Origin of the sequence: Pollutimonas sp. M17, from assembly GCF_025836975.1 — a bacterium.
GTDB lineage: Bacteria > Pseudomonadota > Gammaproteobacteria > Burkholderiales > Burkholderiaceae_B.
Window position 1 is genome coordinate 463,831 of the sequence record NZ_CP107548.1, and the last position, 17,168, is coordinate 480,998.

The following is a 17,168-nucleotide window of genomic DNA, read 5'->3' on the forward strand; positions in this document are numbered from 1 at the left end:
AGACCATGATCAGGCAGTGATTGAGCAAGGTGGCGCTGCAGGAAGCGACATAAATAGGCGGCAGGTCACGGCCGACGGCGAATCCATGACTTGACGTCCGATTCACTTGCTGTCCTGCTTCTGGTTCAGCGTGTTGGCCATCTTCAAATGTTCCCGCAGCTTGGGCAGGGCTTCGGTGGCCAGGGCCTTGACGTCGGGATCGTCCGCTTCCCGGCTGGCCTCCTCGAACATCTGGACGGTGGATTCGTGCGCCGCGACGCCGATGCGGTTCACATACATCGCGTCGAAGGCGCCGCCGGAAAGCGCCTTCAAGGCGGTGATTTCGGTCACCTGCATGGCGGACGGCCCGGTGGGCGGCGTCACCCCCTTGTCGCTTGCAAGTTTCGCCGCTTCCTTGGCCATTTTTTCATGGTCCTGGACCATCATTTGGGCAAAGTCCTTCACATCCTGACTCTTCGTCTTCTCCAGGGCCAATTGGCTGCCCTGTATCTCGGCAAAGCTGCCTTGAACGGCGTTCTCGAGAAAGCGCCGATCGTCTCCGCTGAGTTCCGAGGGCTGCCCGGCCTGGTTTGCAGCCGGTGCGGCTTGCTGGGCGCCAGGCTGCTGTGTCCGGGACTGCTGGGACGGCTGGCCATCCACGGTGGTCTGGGCATGCGCACCCAAGGCAGCCAGTGCGAAGCCCAATGCAAGGGCAAAGGCGGTATGAGCTTTTTTCATAGTTCCTCCTGGGAATTGGCGGGCACGAAGGCCCGCATTCAACCCTGTCGGCAAGGCTCGTACCTGACCTGGCGGCTACATCCCGTCGGAGGCGCATCCTGCGGCGATATTTTCCGCAAGCGGAATGCTGGCGTGCCGCCCCGACAGCCGCTCGAATTCCCGCATGTCGTGGCTGCAGAACAGCTGCACATCCGTATCGCCTTGCCGGACGAGCTCGCGCAGCCTTTGCTGGTTATGCACGCGTTGGCTCCTGTCCTTGTCCATCATCCACTGATAGAAGCGCAAGCCTGGCGTGCAACACGGCCGGACCGGGTCCATTTCGCCATGGAAAAAATAGGCATCGCCAGCCAGCAGCAGCCACTTGTCGCCCCGGTCGATCGCGATCCCGGCATGGCCGTACGTATGGCCGATGAGGGGCACGAACAGAATTTCCGGGGGCAGGCCTTCAAGGGGGCCGGCACGGTCAAAGCCATTCCACGGCTCTCCCGTATGGGCATCGTAAATTTTCCAGTGCTTCATGCTCGACCACTGTTGGGGGCGAAACCGCTGCCTGTCCAGCCAGGTCTTCTGCAGCAGGGCTGCGTCGCGCTCTTGAGCCAGCATGTGGATCTTGGCTTCGGGGAAATCATCGAGTCCGCCGGCGTGGTCAAAATCCAGATGAGTCAGGACAATATGTCGGACGTCTTTTGCACTGAACCCCAGCCGTTCTATCTGGCGCAAGGCGGTCATCTCCTCGCGAAAATCGGGGCTCAGCAAGGCGAGAAAAAACAGGCTTAGCCGGCTTCTGGGGTTGGCGACATCCCGCAGGCCGAAGCCCGTGTCGCACAGGACCAGTCCGGAGCTGGTCTCAAGCAAGAGGCAATGGCAGGCCAGCGTTCCCCGCGTAAACACGCCCTCGGGCCCCGCATCCATCAGCCGGCCTCCCAATGGGCAGGACGAAATGCAATTCAAATGATGTATGCGCATGTCTCGTTCCTCTTGCGTGGCATCGAAATCCGGCAGCAAGCCTCATACCCATATCGGGAGTCCATGAATCGCTTGGATCGGCGTCCGAAGGCGCATCCCCTTGACGATCCGGCGCGCCGCATGCAGACTTGGCGCATGGAAAATTCCGCTCCAGGCATGAATGCCCGCTGTTGCATCGTCGGTGGCGGCCCGGCCGGCATGATGCTGGGGCTGCTGCTGGCGCGCGCCGGCATTGCCGCCATCGTGCTCGAAAAGCACGCCGATTTCCTGCGGGATTTCCGGGGCGACACGGTGCACCCATCCACCCTGGAAATCCTGGCTGAGCTGGGGCTCAAAGAGCGGTTCGATGCCTTGCCGCAGCACCGGGTTGAGCAATTGGACGGCATGTTCGCCGACGGCATGCACGCCCTGGGCGACTTCCGCAGCCTGCGGCCCTTCCCCTACATGGCGCTGGTCCCGCAATGGGATCTTCTCGATCTGCTGGCCGCCGAAGCGAAGCGCCAAAGCGGATTCCGGCTGTGCATGAGCCACGAGGCGACAGAGCTGTTGCGCGGCCCGGACGGAAGGGTGGCCGGCGTAATGGCCCGGTCGCCCGATGGCATGGTCCAGGTCAATGCCGATCTTGTTGTCGGGTGCGATGGCCGGCATTCCTTGCTCCGTTCCGCCGCGGGCCTGCAAACGAAGAATCTGGGCGCACCCATGGACGTGATGTGGTTCCGCCTTCCGCGCCTGCCCACCGACCCTCCGGGCACGTTCGGAGCGCCAGGCTATGGCAATTTCCTGGTCATGCTGAACCGCAATGAGTACTGGCAGATCGCCAGCGTGATCGCCAAGGGAGATGCAGACCGGTGGCGCCAGCGTCCGATCGGGGATTTCCAGGCCAGGGTGGCTGGAAAGGTGGGCTTCCTGGCCGATCGTGTCCATGGCATTGCTTCGTGGGATAACGTCAAGCTGCTGGAAGTGCGGGTGGATCGCCTGGAGCGATGGCACCGGCCCGGCCTGCTCCTGATAGGCGATGCGGCCCATGCCATGTCGCCCATAGGCGGCGTGGGAATCAACCTGGCCATACAGGACGCGGTGGCGGCCGGCAACATTTTGGCTCCAGCCTTGCTGGCTTCAGGCGTGCCCGATGAATCCGTCCTGGCTGCCGTGCAGCAACGGCGCTTGCTGCCAACAAAGATCATTCAGGGTCTTCAGGTGTTTATCCAGCGGCGTGTGATCGCGCCGGCGCTGGCCAGGCAGGACAGCGACAAGCCGGTCGAGCTGCCTGGAATCGTACGATGGCTGCTAAAGTCTTCCTTCATCCGCTCGATCCCCGCCCGTATCCTGGGACAAGGGTTCCGGCGCGAGCATGTGCGGCCTTTGCGCCGCTGATTTTTTATCGTTGACTGCGAGAGGCATCATGGATCTGTTCATGCAGGCCGCGCTGGAAGAGGCGCGGCTCGGTTTCCAGGAGGGTGGCATTCCCATCGGCTCGGTCATTGTGCACGAGGGCCGAATTCTGGGTCGCGGCCACAACCGGCGGGTGCAGCAGGGCAGTGCCATCCTGCATGGCGAGATGGATGCTTTCGAGAACGCCGGCCGTCAAAGCGCGCAGGTCTATCGCGAGTGCGTGCTGTACACCACACTGTCGCCCTGTTCCATGTGCAGCGGCGCCATACTGCTGTACGGTATCCCGCGCATCATCGTCGGCGAGAACCTGACCTTTATGGGCGAGGAAGAATTGCTGCGTTCGCGCGGTGTCCAGGTCGAGGTCTTGCAGGACCCTGGCTGCATCGCGCTGATGCGGGAGTTCATTGCCGCCAAACCCCGCCTTTGGAACGAGGACATCGGCGAGCCGGACGCCTGATTGGCGTCGCGGACGGCGATAATGTCCCCGCAGGGGTCACTCCGTGGCGGCCAGCCGCGCGATCGCTCCCGCATCGCCAAGCTGCGGCAAGTCCCAGCATGCCTGGATCAGCGCGCTGGCTTGGTCGTCGGGCAATATCGGCTGGACCAGCCCGCGGAATTTTTCTTCCAAGTCCTGTGGCGCAGTTTGTTGTCGGCATCCATCTGGAACATCTCGGCGCTAAGGTGGGGCGAAAGGCACTGAGGCCATCAGGCCCACCGCCCTGAAGTCTTTGTCCAGATTGAAAGACAGGTTTTTGTACAGCGATTGGCTGACGGCGATGGAGGAAGGCGCTGCCAGCAGGGTGTAGCCGTCGGGCGTCGCACGCGCCGCTTCGGCCGCGCCGACGGTGCCGCCCGCCCCGGAGCGGTTTGCAATCACGAAGGGCTGGCTCAATGCGGCAGATAGTTTGGTGGTGACCAGGCGCGTCACGATATCGACCCCGGCGCCGGGAGGGAAGGGAACGATGAAGGTGATGGGTTTGCTTGGGTAGCTTGCCGCTTTCGCAGCCATTCCGGCGAAGGAACAAGAGGCCAGCAGCATGGCGTGCAGCAGCACTTTTACCGTTTTGGTCATTATTGTCTCCTTATATCAGAAGAAACCTCCAGCCATTGGCACAAGGGTTTCAAATGCTAAGATTCGGCTAACCCTTTCTTATCCCCCATTCTTATACCGGTATCCGCTTTGAATGCCCGCCAACTGCTTGGCCTAGTCCTGCTTACGCTGATGTGGGGCGTGAACTGGCCAGTGATGAAGCTGGGGCTGCGCGAATGGAGCCCATTGTGGTTCCGCGCCGTCACCATGGCCGGTGGCGCCTTGGTGCTGCTGGCCTACTACAGGTCGCAAGGGATCTCCGTGTTGCCGCGTGGCGTCAAGCAGTGGCGCAGCATCCTCGTGCTGGCCTTGCCCAATATGATGGGCTGGCATGGCCTGTCCATCATCGGGGTTGCCCATCTTCCGGCCGGCCGCGCCGCCATCCTGGGCTTCACCATGCCGGTTTTCACGGTCTTGCTGACGGTGCTGTTTTATGGCGAGCGTTTCACCGCGCGGCTGGCGCTGGCGGTCACCGCCGTACTGATTGCCATCGCGCTGCTGCTTTGGAACGAGCTTCATGCCTTGGCGGGTAGCCCGGTGGGTATTGCCTGGATGCAGGCCGCCGCTTTTTGCTGGGCTTTGGGCACTGTCTGGATGCAGCGTGCGAAGCTGACGCTGGCGCCCGAAACCCTGGTGATCTGGATGCTGATGGTGGCGTCGCTGGGCTTGGGCCTGGTGGCCAATGCTACTGAGCCGGTGCCGTCCTGGCCTTTCAGTGCAACCACCTGGGCCGTGCTTTTCTGGTCGGTGCTGTTGAACTATGGCGTGGCCCAGGTCATCTGGTTCTCCCTGGCGCGTGCATTGCCGCCGTCAACGAGCGCCATGAGTGTCACCGCGGTGCCCATCGTAGGGGTACTGGGCAGCATCTTTATCGGCGAGTGGCCAAGCTGGCAAGACGGCCTGGCTATTGTATGCGTGGTGGTGGCCATCAGTGCCGTGCTGCTGCGGCGCGATTGAGCGATCGGCCGGGGAAGGCAGCAGTAGCTCTGCGGCATGCGGGGACCATTGCTTTTAATGAGCTCGCCCCGTTATAGCCAAGGGGCCAAGGTCTCGTCGGCGATATCGGCCCAGCCTTGGTTGGCCGTGGGGTTGGCAGGGCTGGGGTGCAGCAGGTAGGCAGTCGGTGTATTGTGGGCTGTGATGATCTGCGCGCGGCCATGGGCAAAGCGCCCGATACCGACCACCACGCGTGGGTTGATCGCATGGACTACGGCGCTCAGTGCTGCGTCGCAGATGCCGAATAAAGGCTCGCGTTCGGCCTTGTGCAGCTGCTCGGGGATCAGATTGCGGTTGTTGCGCAGGAATAGCAAGGGGCAGTAGTTCCAGACGAAGATATCCTGGAAAAACTGTTCCGGGCTACCGAAGCGCTGCCGCGCCCAGCCCCAGAAGCGATCGCCGCTGCCTTCGCTACGGTGGCAGGCAAAGCCGGCTATCGGATACTTCTGGTGTTGGTCTGGCAACGGGCCGCCCAGGGGCTTTTCGATCTTCAGCCAGTCTCGTGCAGCGGAAACCTCGCCAAAGGGGACCCCGGTCTGGGCCATGCCCCATGGGCCGGGGTTCATGCCAAGCAGCAAGATGCGGTTGTTCCGGCTGCCGTAGCGCTGCAAGTACTCACGATGCGCTTCCCACATATAGGTCAGCGGGTTGTAAACGTGGCTGGCGCTAGGAAACATCAGTACCTGCAAGCTGCCGGCGAGTACGCGGGCAATGGCCGTGCAGGTATTGTCGGGATCGGGATCGAGTCTTGCGACCATGTGTTTTGCCTGGGTCAGTTGATCGTATTCCGCCATGTGCTGGAGCCAGGTCCGCATGCGCTGGCTCTCTATGGCGGTGACGATCTGGCTGCGTTGACACTGGCAAAAAAATAGGCGAAAAAAAAGACCAATCAATTAAGATAGGTCTTTGATTTTCAAGAGGGTTCTATGGTGGCCTGGGGCGGAATCGAACCACCGACACAAGGATTTTCAATCCTCTGCTCTACCGACTGAGCTACCAGGCCATCAAGAAGGCGAAATCATACACGAAAAACAAAATGTGTGCTTTCCGCCACGCAAGCCCGCTATTCTTGCACAAGTTTGCGCCAAAGCAAACTGAAATTTCAGGAAAAGTTCAGGGGCGACTATAATCCTGTTTGCATATGCACAGCTTCCGACTTTTGAACGATACATGTCTGTCGACGTCTTGACCTTCGGCTTGAACCACGTCTCCGCCCCGGTTTCGGTGCGGGAACGCGTGTCGTTCCCGATCGATGTCCTCAGGCCCGCGCTGGACGGACTGCGTTCCGCCTTCGGTGCGTCGGTCAAGGAAGCCGCCATCCTGTCCACCTGTAATCGCACCGAAATCTACTGTGCGGCCGAGCCGCAGGTATCCGAGCATCTGCCGGCCTGGCTGGCGGAGTTCAATCGCCTGGAAGCCGGCAGCCTGCAGCCTCACCTGTATCAGTATCAGCAGAACGATGCCGTCCGCCACACCTTTCGCGTGGCCAGCGGTCTCGATTCCATGGTGCTGGGCGAGCCGCAGATCCTGGGGCAGATGAAAGACGCGGTGCGCGCGGCCGAGCAGGCCGGGGCGTTGGGTACCCTGCTGCATCAGCTTTTCCAGCGCACGTTCTCGGTCGCCAAGGAAGTCCGCTCGCAGACCGCCATCGGGGCGCATTCGGTGTCCATGGCGGCGGCGGCCGTGCGCCTGGCCGAACGTGTGTTTGACGACCTGTCCCAAGCCAATGTGCTGTTCATCGGCGCGGGCGAGATGATCGAACTCTGTGCCACGCACTTCGCCGCCCTGAATCCCAAGCACGTTGTGGTGGCCAACCGCACGCTGGAGCGCGCCGAGCTGCTGGCCTCGCGCTTTGTGGCCAAGACCATGAAGCTGTCCGACATTCCCGACAAGCTGGCGGAATTCGACGTCATCGTTTCCTGTACGGCCAGCTCCTTGCCCATCCTTGGATTAGGGATGGTCGAAAGGGCTACGCGCTCGCGGCGCCATCGTCCCATGGTCATGATAGACCTGGCCGTGCCGCGCGACATCGAGACCGAGGTCGGACGGTTGGCCGACGTCTACCTGTATACCGTCGACGATCTGGGCCGCATGGTTCAAAGCGGCACCGATGCGCGTCGCGCCGCGGTGGTGCAGGCCGAAGCCATCATCGAGACGCGTGTGCAGAATTTCATGCACTGGCTGCAAAGCCGCGAAATCATACCGGCCATCATGGACTTCCAGCAGGCGGCCGATCAGGTCCGCCGCAACGAACTGGAACGCGCGCGCCGCATGCTGGCTCGAGGCGAGTCTCCCGAACAGGTTCTCGAACAACTGGCCCACGGCCTGACGCAAAAGTACATGCACGGTCCGCTGGCCGCGCTCAATCGCAGCGAAAGCGACGACCGCCAGCAATTGCTGGCCTTGCTGCCGCGTCTGCTGCCCACGGTGGACCGCCGCCGTTAGCGACGCTCTCTTTCGGGCTTCGCCCGACTGTCTTGCCGCGTCCGCTTTCTTCAACTGCCTGATTTTCTTTTTTCTATGAAAACATCCATGCGCAATCGGCTGGAGCAGCTTGCCCACCGATTAATCGAGGTCGATGCTTTGTTGGCCGAGCCCGAGATCGCCGGCGATATGGACCGCTACCGCAAGATATCGCGCGAGCGGGCCGAGCTGGATCCGGTGGTGTCGGTATTCAATGCCTACACCGCCACGGAAGAGGACATACAGGCCGCGCAGGACATGGTTTCCGATCCGGAAATGCGCGCCATGGCCGAAGAGGAACTGAAGCTGGGCAAGGCCCGGCTCGACACCCTGGCCGATGAGCTGCAGGTACTGCTGTTGCCCCGCGATCCGGACGATGGCCGCAGCGTATTCCTGGAAATCCGGGCGGGAACGGGCGGCGACGAAAGCGCGCTGTTCGTCGGCGACCTGCTGCGCATGTACAGCCGCTATGCGGAGCACAATGGCTGGAAAGTGGAGCTCATGTCGACCAGCGAATCCGAGATAGGCGGCTACAAGGAAGTGATTGCCCGGGTGGATGGCGATGGGGTGTATGGCCGCCTGAAGTTCGAGTCGGGAGCGCACCGCGTGCAGCGCGTGCCCGAAACGGAAACCCAGGGGCGCATCCATACCTCGGCCTGCACGGTCGCCGTGCTGCCCGAGGCCGATGCCCAAAGCGACATCGTGATCAATCCGTCGGACCTGCGCATCGATACCTTCCGCGCCAGCGGCGCCGGCGGGCAGCACATCAACAAGACCGATTCGGCGGTGCGCATCACCCACTTGCCGACCGGCCTGGTTGTGGAATGCCAGGACGACCGCTCGCAGCACCGCAACAAGGACAAGGCCATGCAGGTGCTGGCGGCCCGGCTGAAAGACAAGCAGCAGCAGGAGCAGCACGACAAAGAGGCGGCGCAACGCAAGAGCCTGGTGGGCACGGGGGACCGCTCCGAGCGCATACGCACCTACAACTATCCGCAGGGCCGCGTAACGGACCACCGGATCAACCTGACGCTGTACAAGCTGGGCGGCATCATGGAGGGCGACCTGGACGAGCTGACGGGGGCACTGCTGGCCGAGCACCAGGCCGAGCTGCTGGCGTCCCTGGGACAGGACTAGCCGCCATGGAAAGCCTGCGCAGCCTGTCGCGGGACAGCGCGCTGCCTCGGCTCGAGTTCCAGATGCTGTGGCAGCATGTGCTCCAGGTGCCGCGCGTCTGGCTGATCGCCCACGACGGCGACCCGGTCGATCCGGCAAAGGCGGCCCGCTTCCGCGAACTCCAGGCGCGCCGCCTGGCCGGCGAGCCCATGGCGTATATCCTGGGCGTCCGCGAATTCATGGGCCGGGATTTTCACGTTTCGCCCGCCGTCCTCATACCCCGTCCCGAGACCGAATTGCTGGTGGAGGCCGGCTTGCGCCACCTCGAGGGGCTGAAGTCGCCGCGAGTGCTGGATCTGGGCACGGGGACCGGCGCCATCGCCATCTGCATCGCCCTGGACCGTCCCGATGCGCGGGTGGCGGGATCCGATTCAAGCGCCCAGGCGCTTGACGTGGCCAAACGCAATGCGCAAACCCTGGGCGCCGCGGTCGATTTTTTCCATGGCAGTTGGTACGATGCCCTGCCGGCCATTGGGGGCTTTGACCTGATCGTCTCGAATCCGCCGTATATTGCAGCGTCCGATCCGCACCTGAAGCAAGGCGATTTGCGTTTCGAGCCGGCTTCGGCGCTGACCGACCATGGCGATGGGCTGGCCGCCTTGCGCGAGATCGCGCAGGGAGCCGGGCAATGGCTGGCGCCGCAGGGCGCGCTGCTCATGGAGCATGGCTGGGACCAGGCGGCGGCGGTACGTGGAATAATGGAGTCGTCCGGCTTCGGCCGGGTGACCAGCCTGCCCGACCTGGCCGGCGTGGAAAGGGTGACAGGCGGTATCTATAATGAAGGATAGCCATCCAGGCTGTCCGCAACTTTTTTTCTGAAGACGAGAGCACCATGAGCGAAGTTCAAGATTTTATTCGTGAAACCGTCACGGCCAACCCCGTTGTGCTGTTTATGAAGGGCACGGCCCAGTTTCCTCAGTGCGGCTTCTCGGGCCGTGCCATACAAGTGTTGAAGGCATCGGGCGTGACCAAGCTGGTTACGGTCAATGTGCTGGACGACGACCTGGTGCGCCAGGGCATCAAGGACTACTCCAACTGGCCGACCATCCCGCAGCTGTACGTGTCGGGCGAATTCGTCGGCGGTTCCGACATCATTGCCGAAATGTATGAAAACGGCGAACTGGTCACCGTGCTGAAAGAGGCCGGGGCGCTTGCGTGATCCCGAAACGCCGGCTGGTCGTCGGGGTAACGGGCGCCACGGGCGCCATTTACGCCGTGCGCATGCTGCAGGCGCTGCAGGCTGTTCCCGATGTTGAAACGCACTTGGTGGTGTCCCCGCCGGGTGTGCTCAATATCAAGTACGAGCTGAACCAGACCCGCCAGGACGTCCATGCTTTGGCGGATCGGGTCTACAGCTTCCGCGACGTGGGCGCCACGCTGTCCAGCGGCGGCTTTGCCACCGCGGGCATGGTGGTGGTGCCGTGTTCCATGCGCACGCTGGCCGCCGTGGCCCACGGCCTGTCGGATAACCTGATCACCCGCGCGGCCGACGTCACGCTCAAGGAACGCCGGCGCCTGGTCATGATGGTGCGCGAGACGCCGCTGAATCTGGCGCACCTGCGCAATATGACGGCCGTGACCGAAATGGGCGGCGTCATCTTCCCGCCGCTGCCGGCCTTCTACCATCATCCCAAGACGCTGGATGATATGGTCGATCACACCGTGGCTCGCGTGCTCGAGCTGTTCGATATCCATGTTCCTGGGCCCCGGTGGGACGGCATTGCGCCTGAATCGGGGGGGAAGGCCGCCTCCGAATAGATGGAACCGCCAGGCCTACGGCCTGGCCGCTCCGGTCTGCCGCCTCAGTCAGTTGCCTTCGTCCAGGGCCGGCCGCATGGTCTGCCCGGGCGCGGGTGTCGTGCCCGCCGAATGCTTCAGGGCATCGACCCCCCTTACGTCCACCGGCGCGGCATAGCCCAGTTTGTCGCGTCCGAAATGCAGCACGGTTTGCGGGTACGGCAGCTCGATGCCCGCGGCGTCGAAGCGCTGCTTGACCAGCCGGTTGAAGCCGCGCTGTATGGCCCATTGGTTGCCGGGAGTGGTCTTGATCAGTACCCGTATGGTGAAGCCGCGCTCGGTCAGGCCGGTCACACCCGGTATGGAGATGTCTTCCAGCACTTCGCGCGACAGTTCCGGGTCCTGCATCAGATCCTTGAAGGCCAGCTCCAGCTGCGCAATGGCCTCGTCGACGTTCTCCCGGTGCGCGATGTTGTATTCGCCATAGTGGTAGCCGAAGTCGCGCGTGTGATTGGTCAGCTTGTCGATGGTCGAGAAGGGGATCAGGTGATAGCCCCCGTCCAGGGTGCGGATCACGACCGAGCGGATGGTTATCTTTTCCACCGTGCCGAAAATGCCGGCCAGCTCGACCACGTCGTTCTGGTTCATGCCGTTTTCAAGCTGGATGAACACGCCGGTAATCACGTCCTGGACCAGCTTCTGGGCGCCGAAGCCGATGGCCAGGCCGGCCACGCCCGCCCCGGCGATCAGCGGACCGATGTCGATGCCGATTTGCGACAGCACGATCAGCGCCGTCATGGTGGCGATGACCACCGCCGCCGCGTTGCGGAACAGCATGAGCAGTGTTTTCTCGCGCTCGCTGGGACGATGGATGCCGCCGGACAGGCTCAGGCGATGTTCGATGAGGCTGGCCAGCACGGTCCAGCTCAGCGCGGCCATGGCCAGAATGATCCCTACCCGGAAAACCAGCGCGACGGTGGCGCGGCCGTTGGCCGATTCCAGCCAGGCAAGCAGATCGAAGGCGCGCCAGGCATCCAGGACGACCAGCGACACCGTGATCAGGATCAACAGGCGCAGGGCTTTCAGGGTGGCGGGCACATAAGCGTTGATGCGGGATTCCAGCAGGGGCAGGGCGCGGCGCCAGTCGTCGGGCAACTGGATGCGGCGCGACAGCAGGGATGACAGTGTCGCCGCCAGGGCCAGTCCGATCACCACGGCGGCAACGGTTTGTATCGTGGCGCGCGTCATGAAAACCAAGGCCTGGTCCTGGTCCGCCTGGCTGACCGCCAGCAGCATCGTGAAATAGGCCAGCGCTATCAGGTGCCAGATCCGGCCCAGGACGCGAAGCAGGGTGCCGAATACGGCGGTGCTTGATTGTTCGGCCCGCCGCACCAATCCCGCCCGCACCGCATGGCGGTTCTTCCAGACCACGCGGACGCCATAGATGTAGACCCCCAGCATGATGATCAGGCCAAGCACCTTGGCGGCCGCGGGCAGGAAGACCGCTTCGGCGACCGGCACGGCCACCATCAGCCCGTAGCCGGTCAGGCCGATCAGCAGCGTAAGCCAATGGTTCCAGTAGGCGGCCGCCTCGGGCGACAGGGGCAGCAGCCGCAGCTGATCGTAGCGGGTGGCGAATACGCCTCGCGAGACCGCCTTGGCGATTTCGATCATGACAAAGGCGGTCAGGAATTGCAGTGCGAACAGGGTTTTGCCGCCGGTGCCGTCCGCCAGGATCGTGGACAAGACATAGCCGGCCAGCGCCGCCGACAGGCTGGCCGCCACATCGATCAGGAAGGCGGCAAGCACGCCAAGCAGCTTGCGGCTCAGTGTTAGCGAGGCATAGCGGTAGCGCTTGGCGGCCGGTCCCGGATCGGGCTGCGGGCCGACCTTTCCCTTGCTGTCGTCAAGGATCCAGGCATTCAGGCGGGCAAAGCCGAAGCCGGCCAGCACGCGAAAGGCGGCATAGGCCAGCAGCGTGCCCACTATGGTGAACAGCAGCACGCTCAGGGCCGGCAGGGATGCGCGCAGGCGGTTGCCGGGAACGGGTTCGCCGCTGAGGGCGGCGCGCACGGCCGTCATGGTCGCGGCCGTGTCGTGCAACAGGCCGGCCGTAAAGGTCTGCAGGTCTATGGCCAGGCGTTGCGACAGGGGCAGGCCGGCGGGATCCCGGCTGGGCTCGGCCCGGGTCGGCTGGGCGACGCCGGCCGCCGGGGCTTGTGCGCCTTCCGGCGCCAGGCTGCGCAGCTGTTCAATGAGCTTGTCGCGCGCCTTGTCGTTCTCGAGCAGGTCGGCCAGCGCGGCATAAGAGGGGGTGTTGTCCGCCGGCGCTGTGGCCGGGCCGGTCTGGGCGACGGCGCGGGTGGTGAACACCGCAGCGGCCAGCAAGATCAATACAGCGTAAAAAGAAGAGAAGAAAACGTGATGGATGAAAGAGTGTCTGTTTCTTGGCGCCACTAGGCAGACTCCTTGCAGGCAGTGGGCGGCGCGATGCCGCGCCTTACGGTTGGGGTATGGTCCAGATCGGGATGCAGGCCGATGGGCGGTTCAAGCGGTTCTTCATCGAAAGCCTTGTCGCCATTGTCGTCGGCGTGGCCCGTGGCGACAAGGCCCGCAAAGTCGAACAGGTCCTTGTCCATCAGGTGCGTGGGCACCACGCGCGACAGGGCGCCGAATACATTCCATGAGCGCCCCGGGAAGTGCTTGTCCCATTCGGCGATCATGCGGCCGACTTCCTTGCGCTTCAGGTTCTCCTGGGACCCGCACAGATTGCAGGGAATGATCGGAAATTGCTTCAGCTGGGCATAGGCGATCAGGTCTTTCTCGGGCACATAGGCCAGCGGGCGGATCACGATGTGCTTGCCGTCGTCGGACATGAGCTTGGGCGGCATGGCCTTCATGCGCCCGCCGTAGAACAGGTTCAGGAAAAAGGTGCCCAGGATGTCGTCGCGATGGTGGCCCAGCGCGATCTTGGTGGCGCCCAGCTCGCTGGCGACGCGATACAGAATGCCCCGGCGCAACCGGGAGCAGAGCGAGCACATGGTCTTGCCTTCCGGTATGACCCGGGTGACGATGGAATAGGTGTCCTGCGTCTCGATATGGAAGGGCACGTTCAGCGAGCGCAGGTAGTCGGGCAGCACGTGGTCGGGAAAGCCTGGCTGTTTCTGGTCCAGGTTGACCGCGACAATGTCGAAGTCGATGGGCGCGCGCGCTTTCAGCGTCAGCAGGATGTCCAGCATGCCATAGGAATCCTTGCCGCCCGACAGGCACACCATGACCTTGTCGCCATCCTCGATCATGTTGAAGTCGGTAATGGCCCGGCCCGTTTCGCGCACAAGGCGTTTGGCCAGCTTGTTCTCATTGACGCGCTGCTTCTGCGCGCGGCGGCTGTCCGGGTCGGGGTCGTGTTCCAGGGTTTCGGGGCGGATGGTGTCGGTTTGCATGGTAGGGGTAGACAGGTTCAGCGGCTGCGTTGCAGTTCGATGCCCACGGCGGCGCAATCGGAAAATGCCGATGGCTTGCTGATGCGGATGCGTGCGGACATCACTTCGGGGAACTCCCGCAGGATGCGGTCGATCACGCGCTCGCTGAGCGTTTCCAGCAAATTCACATGAGCCCGGGTGCATTCGTCCACGATGGCGCTGCGCAGCATGCGGTAGTCAAGGACGGTCGCAATATTCTGGTCGTGCACTTCCTGGGCAATGTCCACGTCGAACTCGGCATCGATGTGCAGCGGCTGGGTGGCCCGCAGTTCGTGTTCCAGGATGCCTATGCGCGCGTCCAGCGCCAGTTGATTAAAGAATATGCGTCGGGTGGGCATAATGATGGCCTTGTAGAATTGTTGGAATTGTAGTGCTTTAGCATGGCAGGTATGGAACTGATGACGAATTTCCCGAAACCGGTCCGCGCCGGCGGCCCGAACTACGACGCCGCGATCATCGGCGGGGGGCCGGCCGGCGCCTCCTGTGCCGTATGGCTGGCGCGGCTGGGGTTTTCGCCGGTGCTGCTCGAAGGCAGGGATGTGCTGGGCGGCCTGTGCCGCGTCAATCCCTTCCTGGACGAATGGAACGCCTCGCTGCCCGGCATGACCGGTGCGCAGGTGGCCGATAACCTGGCGCTCAGCCTGCGGCGTGCCGGCGTGCCCGTATACCTCTCCTGCACGGTTAAGCATGTCGAGGCGGCGGACGGAGGCTTTGCCTTGACCGGATCGGGCCTGGCCGAACCGCTGTGGGCGAGCCACCTTGTGCTGGCGACCGGTGTGCGGGCGCGTCCGCTGGCTCCCGGCATGGACGGCGTCCCGTCGGGGGATGCCGCCGCGGCGGCGGGACGGTGGACCGAAGGGGTGCTGACCGGTCCGGGCGAGCATGTCGTGGCGCAGGACTTCCGCGGCAAGCGGGTGGCGGTGCTGGGCGGCGGCGACAACGCCTTCGAGAACGCCCTGTATGCGCTGGAAAAAGGAGCAGCCAGTGTCCGGCTATATGCCCGCAATGTGCGGGCCCAGCAGCAATTCGTCAGCAAGCTGCCTGGGGACTGCGTCACCCTGGGGCCTTATTCGGTGGATGCGCGGGCGCGCACGGTCGACGGCCGGGACTACGACCTGATCATGGTGTTTTACGGATGGGAGCCTTGCGTGGACTTCGCCGATGCGCTGGGGCTGCAGCGCAGCGCCCAGGGCTTCATCGCGACCGACATGCGGACGGCGCAAACCGGATGCCCGGGCGTCTATGCCATAGGCGAAGTCGCGCAGCGCCAGCATCCCTGCGTGGTCACGGCCCTGGCCGACGGGGTGGCGGCGGCCAAGGCGATCCAGGCCAGGATAGAAGCCCGGGCCCGGTGACCTGGCCGCGCCTCATCCGGCCGCCGCCGGGCGCTCCAGCACGCATTCCGTAGCGCCCGGAGCATTCAGCACAAGCTGGAAGGCGCGCAGTTCGTCGCGCCGGAATACATGGACGGCCACGGTGTCGCCCGGCTGGTAGGCGGCCAGCAAGCGGTCCACTCCGGCGGCGCCGTTTACCTTCAGGCCGTCGATGGCCACCAGCGCGTCGCCGGCGGACAAGCCGCCGCGATGGGCGGAGCCGCCTTCGTAAACTGTGGCAATCTGTGTTTCGCCATGGCTGTCGCGCAGCCGCAGGTCCAGCGTCGGTCCGCCCGATGCCGGCTTCCAGTTCAAGGCAATGCCCAGCAGGGGCAGCAGGCTTTCCAGCGGCACGTCTTCCCGGCCGTAGGCATGCCGCTCGATGAAGTCCCGCGTATCCACGCCGGTCGCTTCCCGTATCAGGTCCGCCATCGCGTCTTCGGGCACGCCCGTTCCCGCTCCGGTATAGAAGTCGCGGCCGTAGCGTTCCCACATCAGCCGCATGACATCGTCCAGCGAACGCCTGCCGGCACTGGCATGGCGTATCGTGATGTCCAGGCCCAGAGCGACCAGCGAGCCCTTGGTGTAGTAGCTGACCAGCGCATTGGGCGAGTTCTCGTCCTGCTTGTAGTAGCGCGTCCAGGCGTCGAACGAGCTTTCCGCCACGCTTTGCTTGAATCGCCCGCCGGCACGCTGCACGCCGCTTATGGTCTTGGCCAGCATGCGCAGGTAGTCGGCCTCGTCGATGACGCCCGAGCGCAGCAGCATCAGATCGTCGTAATACGAAGTAAAGCCTTCGAATACCCAGAGCAGGCGGGTGTGGTTCTCGCGCCCCAGGTCATAAGGGGCAAACGCGGCCGGCTTGATGCGCTTTACGTTCCAGGTGTGGAAGTATTCATGGCTGACCAGGCCCAGGAAGGTCTGGTAGCCCTCGCCCGCATTGTCGCGGCCCAGCACGGGCAGGTCGCGGCGCGAGGTCATCAAGGCGGTCGATGCCCGGTGCTCCAGGCCTCCGTATCCGTCGCCCGTGACCATGGTCATGAAGACGTAGCGGCCGGCGCTGTCCAGGAAGGGCGCGCGCCGGGTCCGGGGCTCGAACAGGGCGATTTGCGCGGCGCATATCTTCTGCACGTCGGCGGCGATGCGCTTCAGGTCCAGATTGGGCGCCACGCCGGTAAACACCATTTCATGCTCGGCGCCATGCGCCTTGAAACGCACGACCTGCGGCGTGCCCATTTCAATCGGGTGGTCGATCAGCGCATCGTAATCGGGGGCGATATACATGCCGTAGCCATGGCGCCGGGCGCAGCGAGGGTGGCCGGCGGCTTCCGGAAGACTGGTGTACACCTTCCAGTTCCGGGCCTGCGGGGGAGGGCAGAGCTCCACATGGCAAGGCTCCTGGCTTCTTCCGTCGGGGCACAGGAAGATGCTGGTCCCGTTCAGGAAAGCATGTGTCTCGTCGACATGTGCGCCGCGCACGGACAGATCCCAGGCGTATACGGTGTAGTCGATGTCGAGTTCGGCCTTGCAGGGTTCGCACAGCCATGTGTGATTGGCGGTCTTCCTGATGCCGACCGGCTTGCCGCGGCTGGATGCCTGTATGGTTTCTATCTGCCGCGAGAAATCTCGAATAAGATAACTGCCTGGAATCCAGGCAGGCAGGGAAAAGGACTGCCCGCCGGGGTCGGGATTGCGCAGGGTCAGGCGGACCCGGACTCGGTGACCGGAAAGATCGAAAGGCGTTACGCTATAAAGTAAGGGTTCTTTTTTCATTCC

General features: G+C 63.4%; 18 protein-coding genes and 1 tRNA gene. 9 read left to right on the forward strand and 10 right to left on the reverse strand.

Features of this window, described 5'->3' with window-relative positions:
• Positions 1-102: 102 nt before the first annotated feature.
• Together OEG81_RS02185 and OEG81_RS02190 are read right to left on the reverse strand one after the other, a co-directional pair.
• Positions 103-717, reverse strand: a complete 615-nt coding sequence (locus OEG81_RS02185; RefSeq protein WP_264131084.1) for a DUF4142 domain-containing protein — start codon at positions 715-717, stop codon at positions 103-105.
• 75 nt (positions 718-792) lie between these two features.
• On the reverse strand, positions 793-1,683 hold the full coding sequence (locus tag OEG81_RS02190) for an MBL fold metallo-hydrolase (protein WP_264131085.1): 891 nt from the start codon (positions 1,681-1,683) through the stop codon (positions 793-795).
• Positions 1,684-1,746: 63 nt separating this feature from the next.
• On the opposite strand from OEG81_RS02190, the gene OEG81_RS02195 reads away from it, so the two are divergent.
• Entirely contained in the window at positions 1,747-3,057 is a 1,311-nt protein-coding gene (locus OEG81_RS02195) for an FAD-dependent oxidoreductase (RefSeq protein WP_264131086.1), read from the forward strand.
• Positions 3,058-3,085: 28 nt separating this feature from the next.
• Positions 3,086-3,532 carry a nucleoside deaminase gene (locus OEG81_RS02200; protein WP_264131087.1) on the forward strand — a complete coding sequence of 149 codons (447 nt, stop codon included), beginning with the start codon at positions 3,086-3,088 and terminating at the stop codon, positions 3,530-3,532.
• A 36-nt stretch (positions 3,533-3,568) separates the two neighbouring features.
• On the opposite strand, the gene OEG81_RS02205 is transcribed toward OEG81_RS02200, so the two are convergent.
• Both OEG81_RS02205 and OEG81_RS02210 read right to left on the reverse strand, forming a co-directional pair.
• On the reverse strand, positions 3,569-3,703 hold the full coding sequence (locus OEG81_RS02205; RefSeq protein WP_264131088.1) for a hypothetical protein: 135 nt from the start codon (positions 3,701-3,703) through the stop codon (positions 3,569-3,571).
• Between the two features lie 48 nt (positions 3,704-3,751).
• Complete coding sequence (locus OEG81_RS02210) at positions 3,752-4,147, reverse strand: Bug family tripartite tricarboxylate transporter substrate binding protein (RefSeq protein WP_264131089.1); 396 nt, start codon at positions 4,145-4,147, stop codon at positions 3,752-3,754.
• A 108-nt stretch (positions 4,148-4,255) separates the two neighbouring features.
• Here OEG81_RS02210 and OEG81_RS02215 point away from each other — a divergent pair, with 108 nt between their 5' ends.
• A complete protein-coding gene (locus tag OEG81_RS02215; protein WP_264131090.1) occupies positions 4,256-5,122 on the forward strand; it encodes a DMT family transporter in 867 nt (288 codons plus the stop codon).
• A 71-nt stretch (positions 5,123-5,193) separates the two neighbouring features.
• Here OEG81_RS02215 and OEG81_RS02220 read toward each other — a convergent pair whose 3' ends face one another.
• Together OEG81_RS02220 and OEG81_RS02225 are read right to left on the reverse strand one after the other, a co-directional pair.
• Positions 5,194-5,955, reverse strand: coding sequence for a uracil-DNA glycosylase family protein (locus OEG81_RS02220; protein ID WP_264131091.1), 762 nt, complete (start codon positions 5,953-5,955; stop codon positions 5,194-5,196).
• Between the two features lie 133 nt (positions 5,956-6,088).
• Positions 6,089-6,164: transfer RNA gene (locus OEG81_RS02225), tRNA-Phe, on the reverse strand.
• A gap of 167 nt (positions 6,165-6,331) precedes the next feature.
• On the opposite strand from OEG81_RS02225, the gene hemA reads away from it, so the two are divergent.
• The 5 genes from hemA to OEG81_RS02250 all read left to right on the forward strand — a co-directional run bounded on the left by hemA (position 6,332) and on the right by OEG81_RS02250 (position 10,558).
• Positions 6,332-7,606 carry a glutamyl-tRNA reductase gene (gene hemA / locus OEG81_RS02230; RefSeq protein WP_264131092.1) on the forward strand — a complete coding sequence of 425 codons (1,275 nt, stop codon included), beginning with the start codon at positions 6,332-6,334 and terminating at the stop codon, positions 7,604-7,606.
• A gap of 75 nt (positions 7,607-7,681) precedes the next feature.
• The gene (prfA, locus tag OEG81_RS02235; RefSeq protein ID WP_264131093.1) at positions 7,682-8,761 is read left to right on the forward strand and encodes a peptide chain release factor 1; all 1,080 of its coding nucleotides are present in this window, start codon (positions 7,682-7,684) and stop codon (positions 8,759-8,761) included.
• A 5-nt stretch (positions 8,762-8,766) separates the two neighbouring features.
• Complete coding sequence (prmC, locus tag OEG81_RS02240; RefSeq protein ID WP_264131094.1) at positions 8,767-9,588, forward strand: peptide chain release factor N(5)-glutamine methyltransferase; 822 nt, start codon at positions 8,767-8,769, stop codon at positions 9,586-9,588.
• Between the two features lie 44 nt (positions 9,589-9,632).
• Positions 9,633-9,959, forward strand: a complete 327-nt coding sequence (grxD, locus tag OEG81_RS02245) for a Grx4 family monothiol glutaredoxin (RefSeq protein ID WP_264131095.1) — start codon at positions 9,633-9,635, stop codon at positions 9,957-9,959.
• Positions 9,956-10,558 carry a UbiX family flavin prenyltransferase gene (locus OEG81_RS02250; RefSeq protein ID WP_264131096.1) on the forward strand — a complete coding sequence of 201 codons (603 nt, stop codon included), beginning with the start codon at positions 9,956-9,958 and terminating at the stop codon, positions 10,556-10,558. Before grxD ends, OEG81_RS02250 begins: the two co-directional genes overlap by 4 nt.
• 48 nt (positions 10,559-10,606) lie before the next feature.
• Here the strand turns inward: OEG81_RS02250 and OEG81_RS02255 are convergent, their stop codons facing one another.
• The 3 genes from OEG81_RS02255 to folB form a co-directional block, all read right to left on the reverse strand.
• Positions 10,607-12,925, reverse strand: a complete 2,319-nt coding sequence (locus OEG81_RS02255; RefSeq protein ID WP_264131097.1) for a mechanosensitive ion channel domain-containing protein — start codon at positions 12,923-12,925, stop codon at positions 10,607-10,609.
• A 68-nt stretch (positions 12,926-12,993) separates the two neighbouring features.
• Complete coding sequence (gene ttcA, locus OEG81_RS02260; RefSeq protein ID WP_264131098.1) at positions 12,994-13,980, reverse strand: tRNA 2-thiocytidine(32) synthetase TtcA; 987 nt, start codon at positions 13,978-13,980, stop codon at positions 12,994-12,996.
• Positions 13,981-13,997: 17 nt separating this feature from the next.
• A complete protein-coding gene (gene folB / locus OEG81_RS02265) occupies positions 13,998-14,357 on the reverse strand; it encodes a dihydroneopterin aldolase (RefSeq protein ID WP_264131099.1) in 360 nt (119 codons plus the stop codon).
• 60 nt (positions 14,358-14,417) lie between these two features.
• Here folB and OEG81_RS02270 point away from each other — a divergent pair, with 60 nt between their 5' ends.
• Positions 14,418-15,374, forward strand: a complete 957-nt coding sequence (locus OEG81_RS02270; RefSeq protein ID WP_264131100.1) for an NAD(P)/FAD-dependent oxidoreductase — start codon at positions 14,418-14,420, stop codon at positions 15,372-15,374.
• Positions 15,375-15,386: 12 nt separating this feature from the next.
• Here the strand turns inward: OEG81_RS02270 and OEG81_RS02275 are convergent, their stop codons facing one another.
• Positions 15,387-17,165 carry a M61 family metallopeptidase gene (locus OEG81_RS02275; RefSeq protein ID WP_264131101.1) on the reverse strand — a complete coding sequence of 593 codons (1,779 nt, stop codon included), beginning with the start codon at positions 17,163-17,165 and terminating at the stop codon, positions 15,387-15,389.
• Positions 17,166-17,168: the final 3 nt, after the last annotated feature.

Bases quoted from the DNA above. Each gene is read 5' to 3' on its own strand.
- OEG81_RS02200 (WP_264131087.1), top strand. From the start codon at position 3,086: ATGGATCTGTTCATGCAGGCCGCGCTGGAAGAGGCGCGGCTCGGTTTC.
- grxD (WP_264131095.1), top strand. From the start codon at position 9,633: ATGAGCGAAGTTCAAGATTTTATTCGTGAAACCGTCACGGCCAACCCC.
- OEG81_RS02270 (WP_264131100.1), top strand. From the start codon at position 14,418: ATGACGAATTTCCCGAAACCGGTCCGCGCCGGCGGCCCGAACTACGAC.
- hemA (WP_264131092.1), top strand. From the start codon at position 6,332: ATGTCTGTCGACGTCTTGACCTTCGGCTTGAACCACGTCTCCGCCCCG.
- OEG81_RS02190 (WP_264131085.1), bottom strand. From the start codon at position 1,683: ATGCGCATACATCATTTGAATTGCATTTCGTCCTGCCCATTGGGAGGC.
- OEG81_RS02185 (WP_264131084.1), bottom strand. From the start codon at position 717: ATGAAAAAAGCTCATACCGCCTTTGCCCTTGCATTGGGCTTCGCACTG.
- prfA (WP_264131093.1), top strand. From the start codon at position 7,682: ATGAAAACATCCATGCGCAATCGGCTGGAGCAGCTTGCCCACCGATTA.
- prmC (WP_264131094.1), top strand. From the start codon at position 8,767: ATGGAAAGCCTGCGCAGCCTGTCGCGGGACAGCGCGCTGCCTCGGCTC.
- ttcA (WP_264131098.1), bottom strand. From the start codon at position 13,980: ATGCAAACCGACACCATCCGCCCCGAAACCCTGGAACACGACCCCGAC.
- OEG81_RS02220 (WP_264131091.1), bottom strand. From the start codon at position 5,955: ATGGCGGAATACGATCAACTGACCCAGGCAAAACACATGGTCGCAAGA.
- folB (WP_264131099.1), bottom strand. From the start codon at position 14,357: ATGCCCACCCGACGCATATTCTTTAATCAACTGGCGCTGGACGCGCGC.
- OEG81_RS02275 (WP_264131101.1), bottom strand. From the start codon at position 17,165: ATGAAAAAAGAACCCTTACTTTATAGCGTAACGCCTTTCGATCTTTCC.
- OEG81_RS02195 (WP_264131086.1), top strand. From the start codon at position 1,747: ATGAATCGCTTGGATCGGCGTCCGAAGGCGCATCCCCTTGACGATCCG.
- OEG81_RS02210 (WP_264131089.1), bottom strand. From the start codon at position 4,147: ATGACCAAAACGGTAAAAGTGCTGCTGCACGCCATGCTGCTGGCCTCT.